17 protein-coding genes are annotated in these 15,056 nt (G+C 71.6%); 10 read left to right on the top strand and 7 right to left on the bottom strand.

Going from position 1 to position 15,056, the window contains the following annotated elements; translation table 11 throughout:
• The 4 genes from DCW30_RS26050 to DCW30_RS26035 all read right to left on the bottom strand — a co-directional run bounded on the left by DCW30_RS26050 (position 1) and on the right by DCW30_RS26035 (position 4,149).
• The gene (locus DCW30_RS26050; RefSeq protein WP_237283362.1) at positions 1-1,305 is read right to left on the bottom strand and encodes a phosphatase PAP2 family protein; all 1,305 of its coding nucleotides are present in this window, start codon (positions 1,303-1,305) and stop codon (positions 1-3) included.
• 194 nt (positions 1,306-1,499) lie between these two features.
• Positions 1,500-2,159, bottom strand: a complete 660-nt coding sequence (locus DCW30_RS26045) for a response regulator (protein WP_062773463.1) — start codon at positions 2,157-2,159, stop codon at positions 1,500-1,502.
• Complete coding sequence (locus DCW30_RS26040) at positions 2,156-3,316, bottom strand: sensor histidine kinase (RefSeq protein WP_076683911.1); 1,161 nt, start codon at positions 3,314-3,316, stop codon at positions 2,156-2,158. The genes DCW30_RS26045 and DCW30_RS26040 overlap by 4 nt, the downstream gene beginning before the upstream one ends.
• A complete protein-coding gene (locus tag DCW30_RS26035) occupies positions 3,316-4,149 on the bottom strand; it encodes a CPBP family intramembrane glutamic endopeptidase (protein ID WP_076683910.1) in 834 nt (277 codons plus the stop codon). The genes DCW30_RS26040 and DCW30_RS26035 overlap by 1 nt, the downstream gene beginning before the upstream one ends.
• 288 nt (positions 4,150-4,437) lie before the next feature.
• Here DCW30_RS26035 and DCW30_RS26030 point away from each other — a divergent pair, with 288 nt between their 5' ends.
• Positions 4,438-5,193 (top strand): SDR family NAD(P)-dependent oxidoreductase, encoded by a 756-nt coding sequence (locus tag DCW30_RS26030; RefSeq protein ID WP_076683909.1) that lies wholly within the window; start codon positions 4,438-4,440, stop codon positions 5,191-5,193.
• A gap of 32 nt (positions 5,194-5,225) precedes the next feature.
• Here DCW30_RS26030 and DCW30_RS26025 read toward each other — a convergent pair whose 3' ends face one another.
• The 3 genes from DCW30_RS26025 to DCW30_RS26015 all read right to left on the bottom strand — a co-directional run bounded on the left by DCW30_RS26025 (position 5,226) and on the right by DCW30_RS26015 (position 7,422).
• Positions 5,226-6,368: an MAB_1171c family putative transporter gene (locus DCW30_RS26025; RefSeq protein ID WP_123985586.1), complete on the bottom strand. Its 1,143-nt coding sequence runs from the start codon at positions 6,366-6,368 to the stop codon at positions 5,226-5,228.
• Positions 6,365-6,880, bottom strand: a complete 516-nt coding sequence (locus tag DCW30_RS26020; RefSeq protein WP_062773482.1) for a hypothetical protein — start codon at positions 6,878-6,880, stop codon at positions 6,365-6,367. The genes DCW30_RS26025 and DCW30_RS26020 overlap by 4 nt, the downstream gene beginning before the upstream one ends.
• An 83-nt stretch (positions 6,881-6,963) precedes the next feature.
• On the bottom strand, positions 6,964-7,422 hold the full coding sequence (locus DCW30_RS26015) for a helix-turn-helix domain-containing protein (protein WP_076683908.1): 459 nt from the start codon (positions 7,420-7,422) through the stop codon (positions 6,964-6,966).
• 969 nt (positions 7,423-8,391) lie between these two features.
• On the opposite strand from DCW30_RS26015, the gene DCW30_RS26010 reads away from it, so the two are divergent.
• The 9 genes from DCW30_RS26010 to DCW30_RS25975 all read left to right on the top strand — a co-directional run bounded on the left by DCW30_RS26010 (position 8,392) and on the right by DCW30_RS25975 (position 15,048).
• Positions 8,392-8,805, top strand: a complete 414-nt coding sequence (locus DCW30_RS26010) for a GntR family transcriptional regulator (protein ID WP_079249949.1) — start codon at positions 8,392-8,394, stop codon at positions 8,803-8,805.
• 499 nt (positions 8,806-9,304) lie between these two features.
• Positions 9,305-9,454, top strand: a complete 150-nt coding sequence (locus DCW30_RS36860; RefSeq protein WP_159043817.1) for a hypothetical protein — start codon at positions 9,305-9,307, stop codon at positions 9,452-9,454.
• Positions 9,455-9,665: 211 nt separating this feature from the next.
• Positions 9,666-10,508 carry an aminoglycoside phosphotransferase family protein gene (locus tag DCW30_RS26005; protein ID WP_076683906.1) on the top strand — a complete coding sequence of 281 codons (843 nt, stop codon included), beginning with the start codon at positions 9,666-9,668 and terminating at the stop codon, positions 10,506-10,508.
• A complete protein-coding gene (locus tag DCW30_RS26000) occupies positions 10,495-11,391 on the top strand; it encodes a T3SS effector HopA1 family protein (RefSeq protein WP_076683905.1) in 897 nt (298 codons plus the stop codon). Before DCW30_RS26005 ends, DCW30_RS26000 begins: the two co-directional genes overlap by 14 nt.
• A complete protein-coding gene (locus DCW30_RS25995) occupies positions 11,388-12,077 on the top strand; it encodes a flavoprotein (RefSeq protein WP_076683904.1) in 690 nt (229 codons plus the stop codon). Before DCW30_RS26000 ends, DCW30_RS25995 begins: the two co-directional genes overlap by 4 nt.
• Positions 12,013-12,594, top strand: coding sequence for a GNAT family N-acetyltransferase (locus tag DCW30_RS25990; protein WP_123985585.1), 582 nt, complete (start codon positions 12,013-12,015; stop codon positions 12,592-12,594). Before DCW30_RS25995 ends, DCW30_RS25990 begins: the two co-directional genes overlap by 65 nt.
• Complete coding sequence (locus tag DCW30_RS25985; protein ID WP_062773508.1) at positions 12,591-13,046, top strand: ester cyclase; 456 nt, start codon at positions 12,591-12,593, stop codon at positions 13,044-13,046. Before DCW30_RS25990 ends, DCW30_RS25985 begins: the two co-directional genes overlap by 4 nt.
• Positions 13,043-13,969 (top strand): 3-oxoacyl-ACP synthase III family protein, encoded by a 927-nt coding sequence (locus tag DCW30_RS25980; RefSeq protein WP_076683902.1) that lies wholly within the window; start codon positions 13,043-13,045, stop codon positions 13,967-13,969. The genes DCW30_RS25985 and DCW30_RS25980 overlap by 4 nt, the downstream gene beginning before the upstream one ends.
• An 11-nt stretch (positions 13,970-13,980) precedes the next feature.
• On the top strand, positions 13,981-15,048 hold the full coding sequence (locus tag DCW30_RS25975; RefSeq protein ID WP_123985584.1) for an MDR/zinc-dependent alcohol dehydrogenase-like family protein: 1,068 nt from the start codon (positions 13,981-13,983) through the stop codon (positions 15,046-15,048).
• The last annotated feature ends 8 nt before the right edge of the window (positions 15,049-15,056 follow it).

Here is a 15,056-nt window from a genome sequence, read left to right as displayed (position 1 = left end):
TCACACCATCTCGGGTTGCGCTTCCGTCGGCTTGGCGGCAGGGGCGAGCTTCGGTTCCCAGAGCCGCGTCGTGCGCATGTAGCCGTAGATCACCGAGACCATGGCCAGGACCATCAGGGGGCCGAAGACGTACGGGTTCTTGGCCATCGGCATCGACAGGTAGCGGTAGGACAGCAGGAGCAGGGTGAAGACCGTCGCGCCGTAGGCGACCAACTGGACGGCCGACCTGTCCCAGCCCCGGTCGAGCGCCCGCATCGCCGCGTCGATCGTGAACGCGAAGACGACGCCCGCGATGATGTCCGCGCCGTAGTGGTAGCCGAAGCCCAGCGTGGCGCCGAGCGTGGCGATCAGCCAGAACGTGCCCGCGAACCGCAGGAGGCGCGGCCCCTTGCGGGAGTGGATGAAGATCGTGGTGGCCCACGCCGTGTGCAGGCTCGGCATGCAGTTGCGCGGGGTGATCTCGTTGAAGCCCATGTGCTGCGGGGTGCTCAGCGGCGGCATGACGTCCGGCCACAGGTCGGCCGTCGCGAACTGCCCGCCGTCGGCGCCGTACGCGAAGATCGGGCCGACCACCGGGTAGATCATGTAGAAGGCCGGGCCGAGCAGGCCGATGACCAGGAAGGTGCGCACCAGGTGGTGGCCGGGGAAGCGGCGCTCGGTCGCCACGTTCCGCAGCTGGTACAGGGCGACCACGACGGCGGCCACGGCGAGCTGGATGTACACGTAGTCGAGGACGTGCTCGCCGACCGGGCCCGTGGCCTCGACCATGCGCCCCACCACCCACGACGGGTTCCCGAGCGCGTGGTCGGCGGTCCCCACGTACTGGTCCAGCACCTCGGGGCGCGTCTTGGACGTGATGAGCAGCCAGGTGTCGCCGGTCTTGCGGCCGGCCACCAGCAGCAGCCCGAGCCCGACGCCCTTCAGGAGCAGCACGCGCTCCGCGCCGGTGCGGCGGACGAGGGCGATGACGGCGACGCCGATGATCACCCACAGCGCGCCGTTGCCGAACATCATCTTGGCGTCGACCGCCCAGCGCACCAGGAAGAAGACGACGTCGACGCCGACCGCGACCCCGGCGGCGATGAACCGCTGCCGCCAGGTGAGCACCACCATCATCAACGCCATGCTGGCGTAGAGCAGCGGGCCCGACTTGGGGGCGAAGATCACCTCGCGTGCCTGGTTGGCGATCGGCCCCGGCAGCCCGTAGTGGCGCGCGGCGATCTCCAGCGCGACGAGGAAACCGAGCCCCACCACGACGACCGCGGTCCACAGCATCGCCCGCGGCCGGCGCCAGGCGGTGACCATGTTTGTGTAGTTTTCCCGCGAGAATATTCGCGATGCCATAGATATCAACTGTTTGGCCGATGTGTTAGATGTCGGAACAAGGTGACCCTCGTGAGCCAGATCATGCTAACGGAGCAGTGAGGGTGGCTTCCCGGCGTTTCCGGCCGTCCTGCCGCCGCCACCGTCCACCTGCGCCGTGACCCGTACGGCGGCCGTCAGGTCGCCAGGCCGTGGCGGTAGGCGTACACGACGGCCTGGACGCGGTCGCGGAGCTGGAGCTTGGTGAGGATGCGGGAGACGAACGTCTTGACGGTCTCCTGACTGATCACCAGGGCCGCGGCGATCTCGCTGTTGGAGAGGCCGTCCGCGATGAGACGGAGGACCTCCAGCTCCCGCGGGGTGAGTGGGAGGTCGCCGGAGGCGCCCCGCGCGGGACGGATGCGGGTGGCGTAGCGGCCGAGGAGCTGGCGCGTCACATCGGGGTCGAGGAGCGCCGCGCCGGTGGCCACGGTCCTGATGCCGTGGAGCAGCCGGTCCGGGGGCGCGTCCTTGAGCAGGAAGCCGCTGGCGCCGGCGCGCAGGGCCTCGTAGACGTACTCGTCCAGGTTGAACGTGGTCACCACGAGGACCTTGACCGGGTGGGGCACCGCGGCGCCGGCCAGCAGTCGGGTGGCTTCGAGTCCGTCGAGGACCGGCATGCGGATGTCCATCACGACGACGTCGGGCCGCAGCTCGCGGGCGAGGTCGACCCCGGTTCGCCCGTCCCCGCACTCACCCGCCACCTCCATGTCGGGCTGGGCGTCGATGATGGTGACGAGGCCGGTGCGGATCAGCATCTGGTCGTCGCAGACCAGGACCCGGATCGGTGCGCTCACGAGGCGCTGCCGGCGGGGATGCGCGCCCGTACGGTGAAGCCGCCGTCGGAGCCGCCGGCGCTGAACTCGCCGCCCAGGACGCCGACGCGTTCCCGCAGACCCGCCAGGCCCCGTCCGCCGCCGACCGCGGCGGCGGTGCGCGCGCCGGACCCGCCGGTCCTCACCTCCACGGTGATCTCCCTCTCTCCGTGCCGCACCTCGACGGAAGTCGGGCTGCCGTGAGCGTACTTGAGGGCGTTGGTCAGTGCTTCCTGCACCACCCGGTAGGCGACGAGGTCGGCGCTGCCGGTCGACGCCGGTGGCGTGCCCTGCTCGGTGAAGTCCACCGGCTGCCCGGCCCTGCGGGTCTGCTCGACGAGAGTGAGGACCCGGCCGACGGCCGGCGCCCTGACGTCCGTGGCGCCGGCGCCGTGGTCGGGGTTGAGCAGGTCGAGCAGATGGCGCAGGTCGGTCATGGCGCGGCGGCCGGTGTCGCTGACGGCGGCCAGGGACTGCTCGAGCCGCTGCGGCGCGCCCGTCAAGTAGCGGGCGGCGTCGGCCTGGACGACCATCGCGGTCACATGGTGGGTCACCACGTCGTGCAGCTCCCGGGCGATCTGGGCGCGTTCGGCGCCGCGGATCTCCGCGGCGGCCAGCTCGCGGCGCTCCTCCTCCCTGATCCGGGTGGCACGCAGCCACGCGCCCGCTCCCCAGGCCGAGGCGAGGACCAGGAAGAACGTCACGAACCCCGTCGGCGTCTCACCGCCCGAACCGGCCAGGGTGAGCGCGACGGCCAGCGGAACGTACGCCACGGAGAGCAGGATCACGGTGGCGCGCCGGTGGTGTTCCAGATGCGACCCCGTGCTGATCAGCGCGATGGGCAGCGCGGTACCGGCCGCCGAGTGGTAACCGCGCACCTGGTCCAGGGCGAAACCGCAGGCCACCAGGGCGAGGCAGAGGACCGGCCACCGCCGGCGCACCGCGAGCGGCAGGCACTCCAGGGCGAGCGCCCCGAGGGCGAGGGCGTCGAAGGGGCGGTCCGGCAGGTCCCCGAGCTCCGTCCCGTGGCCGCGCAGTCCCGGCAGGAACGAGGCGGCCAGGAACAGGAGCGCGAGCGGGAGGTCGCGGACCGTGACGTCGAGCCGACGCCACACCTGGCCGGCCCCCTGAAGGCTCATCACCGCGCGAGTGTAGCCAGGGCGTCGGCACGCTCGGCACGCCGCCGGGGGACGATGTGGCCGCGCCGGTGCGCCAGCCACAGGAAGGCGACCGTCATCAGCGCACCGAACACCACCGCGTACACACTCGCCTCGGGACCGAACTCGCCGCCCGTGACCCACGCGGCGCCCGACGTCGAGGCGTCCAGCAGCCCGTGGGTGTCGCCGTTGCCCGAGACCGCGGTGCCGAAGATGCCGGACTCCGCGAAGTTCCAGCCGAAGTGCAGGCCGATCGGCAGCCACAGGGAGCGGGTGGCGGCGTACGCGGCGGCGAGCATGCCGCCGGCCTCGATCGCGATGGCGAGGGCGCCGACCACGGTGGCGTCCTTGTTGAACAGGTGCATCGCGCCGAACACCACGGCGGACAGCACCAGTGAGAGGTACGTGCCGAGCCCCCGCTCCACGAGCCGGAAGAGCAGCCCGCGGAACATCAGCTCCTCCGTGACGGCGGCGCCGGCCATGAACCCGGCCAGCCCGATCGCCCCGGTCAGCGAGCCGTAGCCATGGACGTCGTAGTCACCGAGGAAGGCGATGTTCGCGATGACGCAGCCGAACATCACGACGCCGACGGCCAGACCGCGCAGGAGCGCCCCCCGCGCTCCCTCCGGGGCCAGTTCGGTGACCGGGCGCTGCTCGGCGCGCCCCACGACCCAGCGGTAGACGTACAGGGAGAGCGCGACGGTCAGGCCGCCCACCAGCAACGACAGCCACGGGTTGTCCTGCACCGCGACGGCGCACTGCCCACCGGCCGCGACGACCGCGACCACGGCCAGGACCTGCCATACCAGTCTCATGACGACTCTTTCCTCGGTTCCTCGTGCGGCCCGTGACGCGGCGCCGCGGCTGAACCGAACGCTAGAGAAGCCGAGGTCGGGAAGCGTCCCCTCACAGGGGACACTTGGCCGTAGCTCTCACGGGGGACAACCGTTCCCGGCCGCGACAACTCGGCCTGCGAGGGCGGTACTTCGCGGGCGGGCCCAAGGATGGCGCCGGTGATCGCTGTAGCCTGGTCCGGCCCCGCAGCCGGTGATCCACCGGGAGCGGGACGTCGTCCCGGTCGGGCCTGGTGGAAGGGGAGCAGCGTGCACGTCGCGGAAAGCGTGGTCCTGGTGACCGGAGGCGCCTCGGGGCTCGGACTGGCCACGGTGGAGAAGTTCTCGGCGGCCGGTGCGGGCGTCGTCATCGCGGACCTGCCCTCCTCGCCGGGGGAGGAGGTCGCGGCACGGCTCGGCGACCGAGTCGTCTTCCGGGCCACCGATGTCACCAGCGAGGAGCAGGTCACCGCCGCGCTCGACACCGCGAGGGAGCTGGGGACACTGCGGATCGCCGTGAACTGCGCCGGGGTGAGCAGCGCGGTGAAGACCGTGGGCAGGCGCGGTCCCTTCCCGCTCGCCGAGTTCGACCGGGTCGTCCGGACCAACCTGGTGGGGACCTTCAACGTGCTCCGGCTGGCCGCGGAGCGCATCGGCGAGGCCGAGGAAGTCGACGGCGAGCGCGGTGTCGTCATCAACACGGCCTCCATCGCCGCGTACGACGGTCAGGTCGGGCAGGTCGCCTACGCCGCCTCCAAGGGAGGCATCGTGGGGATGACGCTGCCCGCGGCGCGCGACCTGGCGCCGCTGAAGATCCGTGTCGTCACCATCGCGCCGGGGATGTTCCACACTCCGCTGCTCACCGACGTCCCGGAGAAGGCGCTCGCCGCGCTCGGCGACCAGGTGGCCCACCCCGCGCGCTTCGGCCGGCCGGAGGAGTACGCGGACCTGGCCCTGCACGTCGCGGAGAACGCGATGCTGAACGCGGAAACGATTCGTCTGGACGGCGCGGTCCGGCTGGGGTAGGACCGGCGGGAGAGGTTCGACTCCCGGCACGCTCAGGTGCGGGGCCGTGCGGTTCTGAGCGCGTCGGAGAGCGCCGTGAGCTGGCGTACGTCGTCTTCGAGGTCGTCGCCGCCGGGCAGGGCCACCGGGACGGCCTGCGAGGGCGCGGGGTCACCCGCGGCGTACGCGTGCAGGGCCGCGGGCAGGTGCCGCGCGGCCACGTCGAGGCCCAGCCCCGCCGAGTGCCCCTCGGCGGACGCGATCTGGGCGATGTAGGGGCTCACGCGCACGAGGCCGTCCCGGCATTCGATGACGCGGCGGTAGTACCTGCGGTGCACCCCGGTGAGCCGCAGGGTGTCGCTCCAGGCGCCGGTGGGCGCCCTGTCGAGGGAGTCCTCGGGGAAGGCGCGGTGCAGCGCCGTCCACAGCGGGGTCAGGCGGTGGTAGGTCCGCAGGCGGTGGAACCACAGGCGCGCGGTCGCCCAGCGGACGGTGAGCGGCGCGTAGATCAGCCCCAGGACGAAGAGCGGGATGGCGATGTCGAGCAGGAGTTTGCCGCCCGTGACGACGGGCGCGGAGACGTCGCCGCCGAGCCAGCGGGCCACGTTGAGCACCGCACGGGTGCAGCCGGCCATCACCATGGCGGCCAGCGCGACGACCACGAGCCACAGCCCGGTGGCCAGCGGTCCGGTCGACGCGCGGGCGTGCCGCGCGGCCCACCGCAGGGACATGGCGAGCGCGTAGATCAGATAGGTCCCGGCGGCCAGGTAGAAGACGAACACCCCCGCCAGTCGCATGTTCGCCGTGGCGTACACGTGGTTCCGTTCGCCGTGCGGTGTCATCACCATCGCCGCGGTGATGACGACGACGGTGACTCCCAGCGGCAGCACGTCCCTGCGGGCGCGGCGGACACCGGTGTCGCGGTCCGCCGCCGAGTGGAGGAAGAAGCGGCTCAGGAAGTGCAGGGCGCAGAGCAGCAGGACGTTCTGGAGCAGCTTGGCGGTTCCGTCGCCGACGAGCGCGTCGGTCCACCGCTGCCCGCCCCCGGTGCCGAGCGGGAAGGACGCGGCCGCGCAGACGATGCACAGCGTCACGGCCTGGAGCAGCTTGTCGGAGGGGGCCTTGGCCAGCTGACCGACCTTCACGGCCAGCGCGACGCACAGAACGGCCCCGAGCACGTGGGAGAGCACCGTCACAGCCACCCTTGGCGGTCGTCGAGAGCGGACTGGACGAGGTGGGTCCCGGGGTCCGCCGATTTCCGCGGGCTGACGACATCGAGCACGGAGGCCCATTCGAGGATGATGGTGGCGACGAGTTCCGCCTCGCGTTCGCGGTCCTCGTCGTACGACGTACGCCCCAGCATGCTCGTGATGACGCTCGGGGAGATGTCGGGCAGCATGGTCCGCCAGAGTTCCGCGCCCGCCGCGGGGCTCTGATGACCGGCCATCATATGGCCGATTTCATGAAGGATGATGTGGTCCTGATGTGCTTTGCTGGTCTCGCTCTGGAAGACGATGTAGTCGGTCTTCCCGGTGGCGATCCAGAGGCCGGAGGGGCCCGGGACCGGCAGCGAGTAGGGCACCAGCCGGATGGGACGGCCGCGGTGTTCACCCAGCAGCCGGCAGAGCTCGCGGACCCGCAGGGGCGGCTGGATGCCCAGGGACCGGAGAGTGCGCTTGCAGTGCCGTCGTAGTTCGCGTTCTTTCAACGGCCCTCTCCGTCGCCGTGCCTCTCGGCAGGTTCCCCCGCCGCGAAGTCAACATTCGAGCGTGTGCCGGGGACCAGCAGGATTCACGCCATTCGGCCGTCGGCCTTGCCCTGCTCCGCCTGTTCGAGGCGGAAGACGACGTCGAGAAGGTCCATGATCTGCTTGCGGTGCTCCTGGGAGAGCTGACCCGCGCGCATCGCCATGAGCCGCACGTCGTCGCCGTGCGGGGCCTCCTGCTGACGGGCCTGCTCCGCGGCGAGGAGCTCCAGTTGGGCCGTCACGCGGGCCGTGGTCTGGTCCTCGACGAAGTAGGCGGTGGGCACCCCGAAGAAGTCGGCCAGTGCCTTGAGGTGCTTGAGGCTCGGGTTGGTCTTCTTGCCCTTGCGCAGCTGCCAGATGTAGCTCTGGGAGATGGAGACGCCGGTCCGCCGGATGGCCGCGGCGACCCGCTCGTTGCTGTACTCGTGCTCGGCGTCGGGACGGACGGTCGCGAACAGCTGGTTGAGCATGTCGGCGAAACTACGGCCCAGTTGCTCTGACATGAGACCCACTCCGTCGCGGCTGCGGCTTGAACTCCGGTGATTTGACCTGAAGTAGGAAGTCTCCACAAGCGGCTCGTGACCCGTCAACTCTCGGCGGGTCCCCGGAACGGCGGACGGAACAGGGGCCCACGGCGCCGCACGAGGGCCGCCCGTCACTGGCCGAAAGTAGTCGAACGCGACGCGTGAGATGTGAGAGGCGGAGCGATCGGCGGTCCATCGACTGATGTGACGCCGGGCGTCAGAAGCGCATACACATGAGTGGAAGCCCGCACGCGAAGGCGGCGCCACCGGATGAGGTCACCGGGAAACCGGCCCTCTTGGCCCGCCGCTTGCTCGTGCGAAGGCCGGAGACGTGTGCGGGAGGGGTATGCGGAATGACTGGATGGCAGATTCCGCCTCCCGGCTCGGAGGTGTCACGTCCGTGCCGATCATCTCGTTCCACCAGCGGACTTCCGGAGTCGGCGCGTCGAAGTGGAATCGTATGAAGCGCGTTTCGGCCCTTTCGCGTCATGAGAAGTGGAGGGCGGGGGGGCGCATGAGAAGCGGATTGCCGACTCGGTGAGCACACCCGTGGAAACGTCTCTGAAATGCCCCGTCGGGGTCGGTCAGGCGCTGCGACAAGGGCACACCGGAAGCTGAACTGCCACCTCCATAAGGCCGTTGACATAAACATCTGACACATGAGTTGATGCCACGGAGTCATACGATCACACCCCCGGGCCGCGACGGCGGCGAACCGAGGCGGTGTGAACGGGGTCTGGGCCCCGGGGGGAAGACGCCTGGCGGCCTGTCTCTTGGTGTCGCCCCCCTGGGGCCGACGCGGGGAGAGGGAAGGTGTCGATGGAATCTTCACTGAGGCCGAACGAAGCCGGGCCGGGACATTGTCGTTGTGCTGACAGAAGAGCGGGACGAATGGCATCGCATCCGGACAGGGGGGCGACTCCTTCCTTGCGGGAATGTCCGCCTCATATGCACCGGGAGGAGCAGCCGGCGACCGACTCGTCGTTGCCGCTGTATGTCCAGATAAAGAACCGGTTACGCTGGGAAATACTCGCCGGAGCGTATGCCGAAGGTGACTATCTCCCCTCGGCCGGTGAACTGGGCGAGAAGTGCGGCGCGAACAAGAACACGATACTGCGGGCCCTCCGCATGCTGCGCAGTGAGGGCATGATCGATTTCGGACGCGGCCGCGGGGCGGTCGTCACCCGCTCCGCTCAGCCGGTGGGGATGGGCGACATCTCCGAACAGCTCCAGAAGGTGGTCAACCTGGCGGATGCGTCGGGAATCCCCCGGTCGGTGATCGTCTCCGCCGTGCAGCGCATTCCGCGGGCCAAACCCGCGCGGACCGCTGCGGGCCAGGGGGCACGCGCGGCCCTGACCTGACGACGACCGGCTTCTTCTCGGGTGCCCGTCGGGCGCCGTGCGGCCATCTGGCCGCCTGGCGCCCGGCGGGCACCGCCGCGTTCCGCGCCGGGTCTGCCCGCCGGCCGCGTTCACACGTCCGCCCGCGGCCCGTCACCCGCGCGGCGCCGGCGCTGGATTGACGACTGAAGCTAGTACGGAGGGTGAGAAGAGTGCTAGTGGAGCCAGACCGGTTTTCCGGGTGCGGCGGCCGGAAAAACGTCGGGCCGAGCAACCTGCATTACGTTTCCGCAGATCGTGGGCCGAAGGCCGGGGCCGACTGCCGGACCGCCCCGGGTCACGCAAAGTGTTGGGCGCAGGTGGGGCCTTGAATCCGGGGGGCCGTGTGACCAAAGATGATCCAGGCAAGCGCGGATCATTCTTAATGAGGCCGAGTTTGTTTCTGTAAGAGTCAGCGATTACTCATCGCATTCCGTGCGTTCTCTTCCGGGCGCACGAAACCTCAAAAAGGAGTTCTCCTATGAGCGCCACCGAGATCGTGGTCGAGGATGTTCTGGCCGAGCTGCTCGACGGCGACGACGTCGCGGCCCTGACGGAGCTGGAGACGGACCCGTCGCTCATGCCGACCGCCGTCGGTTCGATCATCTACACCTTCATGATCCACTGCTGATCTTCCCGCAGTGACGGGCGGCCGGCACGCGGCAGAAAGTGATGTCGCCGCATGCCGACCACCTTTTCCACACGAGGTGGCGGTCCCCAGCCCATTGCCTGGAGGGGGGCCGCCGACCTTGCACGGCGGACAACTCGCGGAATGAGCCCCGGAGTCAGCCGCCCGGTACCACGCCCGAATGCTAGCGGAACCTCTGGAGGCGACGACAGTCATGACGATCACCGAAGCCTCGGCTCGCCCGCGCGAGGACGAGGTCGTCCGCTGGGCCGCCGGCATCGAGGTCTCCCCGGGTGTCCCGCTCGCCCCCCGGGTCGTCGGCGCCGGACCGGGACGCCCGGCCCTGGCCGAGGTCACCGGCCCGCGTCTCGACGCACGCCTTCAGGGCGGCGCCGCGACGATCGCGCACCTGCGGCACGTGGCACGGGCGTTGGCGACGCTGCACGCCGCCGACCCGCCGGGCGGCGGCGAGGTCGTCCTGGAGTCGCTGCCCTGGGAGCCGCTGCCCCTGCGGGCCTGGGCGGGCCTCGCGGCCACGCAGCGCCGGCTGATCGGCGAGCTGCACGGCGACGAGGCCCTGCGAAGCCGGGGCCGTGCCGTCCAGGCCGCGCTGTCGACGGGCGATGTCTGGTGTCACGGCGACGCGAGGACGAACAACGTCGTCGTGGCGGACGGCGGCCCGATGCTCATCGACTGGGAGTGCGCCGGACTGGGCCGACCCGAGGCGGACCTCGGCTCTCTGTGCGGTTCGCTGCTGTACGACCAACTGACCCTGCTCGACGCCCCCAAGGGCGTCGAGGCCCAGGAGGAGCTCCGGGCGTCGTTGGGCCGGGCGACCGGGCACGTGCGAGTCGTGCTGGCCGCCTACCGGGAGCACGGCCACCGGCGGCTCGACCCGGACCTGCTGAGCGGAGCGGTGGGCGGCAGCCTGCTCTCGCGCGCGCTGATGCGCGCCTCGCAAACCCGTTTCGACCGCGTCGTGAGGACGCTCGCCGGTCTCGGCCGCGGACTGCTGCTGGACCCCGCACGCTGGAGGGCGATCGATGTACCCGCCTGAACCGACACCGCCGCGGGACGCCGACCGGCTCGACCGCGTACGCCGCCTCGTCGGCCGAACGCTGGACGGGCACGCCTCCCGGGACATGCCGAGGGACCTGCGGGACAGCGTCGTCGACCGCGTCTACCGCACCGTCCACGCGGCGCCGGGACGGAACGCCGACGCGTTCCCCTCGGACCGCGCCGCGTACTCCGGCATGGTCGCCGAAGCGGCGCGCAGACTGGGCGACCTGACCCATGAGCGCCCCGGCTTCGCCCTGGTGTCACGGGACGCCGGGCAGACCGTCGTGACCTGCCCGGACGGCGTCGAGATACGACTCGACGACTCCCAGGTCCGGGTGACCGGCGCGGGGAAGGCGACGGTCGTCACCGACGGGCTGTCCACCCAGGTGGGAGCGCGCTGGGTGCACTGGACGCCGCCCCGGTCGGGCGGCGCCCCCGACGCGCGGGTGTACCTGCACGCCCGGCCCGGCGACGCGCTCGACGTGTGGTGCCGCACGGTTCGCTCGCTGCACGGCGCCGGCGTCGAGTTCGCCGCCAAGGTGGGCGGCTCGCCCGCGATGCTCGACCGCGCGGACTGCGTCGTCCTGTACTGCTCGGCGGACGACCTCGCGCGGGTCGCCGCCACGGCCGCGGCGAACTGCGCGGACCCGGCCGAGTCCGTGCCCGGATTCAGCGTCGCCCTGTACCCCGGCGTCGGCGTCGCGCTGACCCCCGGGGCGGACGAGGGCGCCACGGCCATGAGCATCGGCTACCACTGGGCCGGAGCCCTGGTCGACGCGTGGGCCGCCGAGGGCGCCGACGGGCTGGAAGCGGTGCTGGCACGGCTCGCCGCGTCCTGGGAGCGGACGCGGCGGCAACTGCGGACCCTGGAGGCGGCATGACCACCGGCCCCGCCTGGCCCCCGCCCGGCCTCCCCGCCAAGCCGCCCGGCGTCGAGCGCATCCTGCTGATCGGCGCCGGCGCGATCGGAGCGGCACAACTCCCGTCCCTCGTCGGCATGTTGAAGTTCGGGTACGGCTTCGACGTCGCCGTCTGCCTCACCGCCGCCGGACGCGACTTCGTCTCCCCGCGGGCGCTGGCGGCGCTCACCGGACGGCCCGTCGTGCCGCCCGACTGGCCCGCGGAGAGCGGCCCCGCACACGTCGAGTGGGCCGACTGGGCGCAGGGCGTCATCGTCTGGCCGGCCACGCTGAACTTCCTGTCCCGGTGCGCGTTCGGTCTGGCCGACAGCCTCCCGGCCGCGATCGTCCTGTCCACCACGGCCCCGGTGGTCTTCGCGCCGTCCGTCGCGGCCGGAGCCGCCGAAGGCGGTCCGCTCCGCCGCGCCCTGCGCGTCCTCAGACAGGACGGGCACGGCGTCGTCGGACCGGTCATGGGCCACGCGGTGTCCACCGGGGAGCTGTCACCGGGGGCCTGCGCGCCCCCAGAAGCGGTCGTTGAAGAGCTGACGACACGTCTCCGCGCGTCAACGTCCGTCCCTGCCGAAGAGGAGAGTGCGACCCATGTCCGGCACCGAGTCCAGGATGCTGCCGAGCGAGCTGAAGATACGGCCCACGACGCTGTCTGACCAGCACCTCGTAGAAGAGATCTTCTCCGACGAGCGCCTCGCCGCGATGGGCGACACCGCCTTTCCGCAAGGCTACGAACAGGCCCGCGAGCAGTTGCTGGCCCTGATGGAACAGGGCGTGATGAAGGGCTGGTTCGTCGAACTGCCGGGATTCGGCGTGCTGTCGGCCCAGTTCTACGCGCCGTCCGGGTTCGAGGGAACCTGGAGCGGCGACACGGTCACCGCGCCGGGAGTGGAGACACTCGGCCGGCGGGGCATCGGCACCGCCTGCATGGCCCTCGCCCTGGACGCGCTCTTCGCCGACGAGTCCGTGCACCGCCTCGCCGGACAGGTCGCGGTCATCAACCCGGCCGCCCTGGCCATGTGCGACCGCATGGGATTCCAGCGGGAGGGCCTGGCCCGCTCCCACATGGCGACGCCCGCGGGCAAGCGGGTGGACGCGGTGATGGTGGGCCTGCTCCGCTCGGAATGGGCCGGCGCGGCCGCGGTCGAGCAGCGGCTCCTGGCGGAGTCATGAGCGCCGCCGTCTCGACCGACGCGGCGGGCGAGACCATCACCGGCATGGTGCACGAGATCTGGACGCAGGGGCACTTCGAGGCCGTGCCCCGCTTCATCCACCCGGACTACACGATGCTGGACGAACGCGCGGAGATCAGACTGCGCGGCCGCCAGGCGTTCACCGAGACGGTCGCCGCGTTCCGCGGCCTGTTCGACGAACCCCGCATGCGGGTCACCCACCTGGTCTCCGGCCAGGACATGGTGGCCTACCGCTGGGAACTGACCGGCCGGATCTCCGACACCAAGCTCCTCACCCCCGTGCTCCAGGCGATCGAACGGCACGTGCCGGACGTACGTCTCATCAGCCACCGGGGGCTGAGCATCGCCCGTCTGGAGGACGGGCTGATCATCGAGGAGTGGTCCGAGGCCGACAACACCGCCATGAGCCAGCAGCTGGGGTGGTGGAAATGACCACGGGGATCGTCTCACTGGGCCTCCACCTGCCCGGCGCCCCCGTGGGCAACGACAGCGTGGCGGAGGCCAGCGGAGCGGATCCGGCCTGGATACAGGACCGGATCGGCATGCACGCGCGGCACCACGCGGCACCGCGGCAGACCGCCACGGAGCTCGCCGTGGCAGCCGCCGAGAGCGCGCTGACGGGCGCCGCGGTCACCCCCGACCTCATCGTCGTGGCCACCGTGACCCCCGACCGCCCGGTGCCCGCCACCGCCTGCTTCGTCCAGGAGCGGCTCGGACTGGCCGGCGTACCGGCCTTCGACGTGAACGCCGCCTGCTCGGGCTTCATCTACGCGCTGTCCTGCGCCCACGGCATGACGCTCGCGGCGCACGTGCGGACGCCGCTCGTCATCGGCGCGGACACGTTCACCCACGTCGTGGACCCCACCGACCGGCGTACCGCGCCCCTGTTCGGTGACGGCGCCGGAGCGGTGCAACTGGGCCCCGTGCCCGCCGGATACGGAATCCTCGCGGTCGAGCTGTGGGCGGAGGGCTCCCAGGCCATGTACGCCACCGTCCCCCGCGAGGGCTGGTTCGCCATGGACGGGCGGAGCGTCTCCGGAGTCGTCATGGACATGGGGCCCAAGATCCTCCAGGCCGCGCTGGACCGGGCGGGGGCGCGGCTGGACCAACTGGACCGCGTCATCGTGCACCAGGCCAACCCGCGGCTGGTGCGCAGGCTCGCCGAACACGTGGGTCTCGGCGAGGACCAGGTGCCGGCCTACGGGTCCGTCACCGGCAACACGGCATCCGCGTCCGTCCCGGTCGCGCTCGCCATGGCCGACCGCGAACGGCCCTTCCGCCGAGGGGACCTCGTGGCGCTGGTCGCTGTCGGCGCCGGCATGACAGCAGGCGCCGCAGTGCTGCGCTGGTACTAAGGAGAGCGAGATTGAGAGTCCTGGTGGCCGGAGGCGGAACCAGTGAGCCGCCCGCCGACTGCGCGCAGGTGGCCGACATCGAGGTACGCGGCGAACGCGTGCGGTTCGGCGTGGTCGAACGCGCCGACACCGCGTTCGACCCGGCCGCGGACCACAACCGCGCGTACGTGCTCATCGGCGTGCGCTCCTTCTCGCTCGGCGGGAGCGTGCCCGGGAGGCCGGAGTCCGGCCGCGCCCCGTCACGGTGGGTGGAGTTCGGCACGGACTTCGTCGCCGAGGTCCTCGCGGTCGGATCCGCCGTCACCACGCTGGCGCCGGGCGACCGGGTGGTACCGGTGCTGACGTGGCCGCCGGTACGGCCCGACGCCGTGTCGGCCCTGGAGAACCCGGACCGGGCCTCGCGCCAGGTGCAGCGCGTCCACCACGCCGGGCTGCTGCGCCTGCCGCCCGACGCGGGTGACGCCGAGGCGGCGTGCCTGCCGACCGCGGGCGCGACCGCGTACGCCATGGTGCGGCGTGCCGCTGTCGCGCGGGGCGACTCGGTGCTGGTCACCGCCGCCGGTTCGACGACGTCGCTGGCCGCCGTCCAGGCGGCGAGGCTCGCGGGCGGCGAGGTCTACGCCGTGTCGCACGACGGCGCCGCGGCCCCCCTGCTGACCAAGCTCGGCGTCACCCGGTCGTTCTCCGCCGCCGAGCCGGGGGACTGGGCGGAACTCACCGCGCTCGCGAAGTCCCTGCGGGGCTTCGACGTCATCCTCGACCCGGCGTGGCGGAGCCACTTCCGGCTCGCCGCGAAGCTGCTGGGGTTCTCCGGCAGGTACGTCGCCGGGCACGACCCCGCGGCCGAGGACGCCGCCGCGGACTGGGCCCCGGCCGCGGCGAGCCTCGTGGCGAAGAACGCCTCCTTCGCCGGTCAGCGCCGGGGCGGTCGCGAGGACCTCGCGGCCGCGGTGGACGACCTCGTGTCCGGGCGCCTCCAGATGCCCGTGCACACACCCTTCCGGGGGACCGACGTCGGCCCCTTCGTTCTCGGCGGCCTCGATCCGCACACGACCGGCGGAGTCACCTATGCCTTCTAGGAGTCAGA

The organism is Streptomyces alfalfae, from assembly GCF_004127445.1.
Classification (GTDB): domain Bacteria; phylum Actinomycetota; class Actinomycetes; order Streptomycetales; family Streptomycetaceae; genus Streptomyces; species Streptomyces alfalfae.
Note: the sequence above shows the minus strand (reverse complement) of the source record. Positions and strands in the feature narration are given on the sequence as shown.

Excerpts from the sequence above, each read along its gene's own strand:
- DCW30_RS26000 (WP_076683905.1), top strand. The coding sequence starts at position 10,495 with ATGTACCCGCCTGAACCGACACCGCCGCGGGACGCCGACCGGCTCGAC.
- DCW30_RS25995 (WP_076683904.1), top strand. The coding sequence starts at position 11,388 with ATGACCACCGGCCCCGCCTGGCCCCCGCCCGGCCTCCCCGCCAAGCCG.
- DCW30_RS26040 (WP_076683911.1), bottom strand. The coding sequence starts at position 3,316 with ATGAGCCTTCAGGGGGCCGGCCAGGTGTGGCGTCGGCTCGACGTCACG.
- DCW30_RS26050 (WP_237283362.1), bottom strand. The coding sequence starts at position 1,305 with ATGGTCACCGCCTGGCGCCGGCCGCGGGCGATGCTGTGGACCGCGGTC.
- DCW30_RS25985 (WP_062773508.1), top strand. The coding sequence starts at position 12,591 with ATGAGCGCCGCCGTCTCGACCGACGCGGCGGGCGAGACCATCACCGGC.
- DCW30_RS26005 (WP_076683906.1), top strand. The coding sequence starts at position 9,666 with ATGACGATCACCGAAGCCTCGGCTCGCCCGCGCGAGGACGAGGTCGTC.
- DCW30_RS26010 (WP_079249949.1), top strand. The coding sequence starts at position 8,392 with ATGCACCGGGAGGAGCAGCCGGCGACCGACTCGTCGTTGCCGCTGTAT.
- DCW30_RS26015 (WP_076683908.1), bottom strand. The coding sequence starts at position 7,422 with ATGTCAGAGCAACTGGGCCGTAGTTTCGCCGACATGCTCAACCAGCTG.
- DCW30_RS25980 (WP_076683902.1), top strand. The coding sequence starts at position 13,043 with ATGACCACGGGGATCGTCTCACTGGGCCTCCACCTGCCCGGCGCCCCC.
- DCW30_RS36860 (WP_159043817.1), top strand. The coding sequence starts at position 9,305 with ATGAGCGCCACCGAGATCGTGGTCGAGGATGTTCTGGCCGAGCTGCTC.
- DCW30_RS25990 (WP_123985585.1), top strand. The coding sequence starts at position 12,013 with ATGTCCGGCACCGAGTCCAGGATGCTGCCGAGCGAGCTGAAGATACGG.
- DCW30_RS26035 (WP_076683910.1), bottom strand. The coding sequence starts at position 4,149 with ATGAGACTGGTATGGCAGGTCCTGGCCGTGGTCGCGGTCGTCGCGGCC.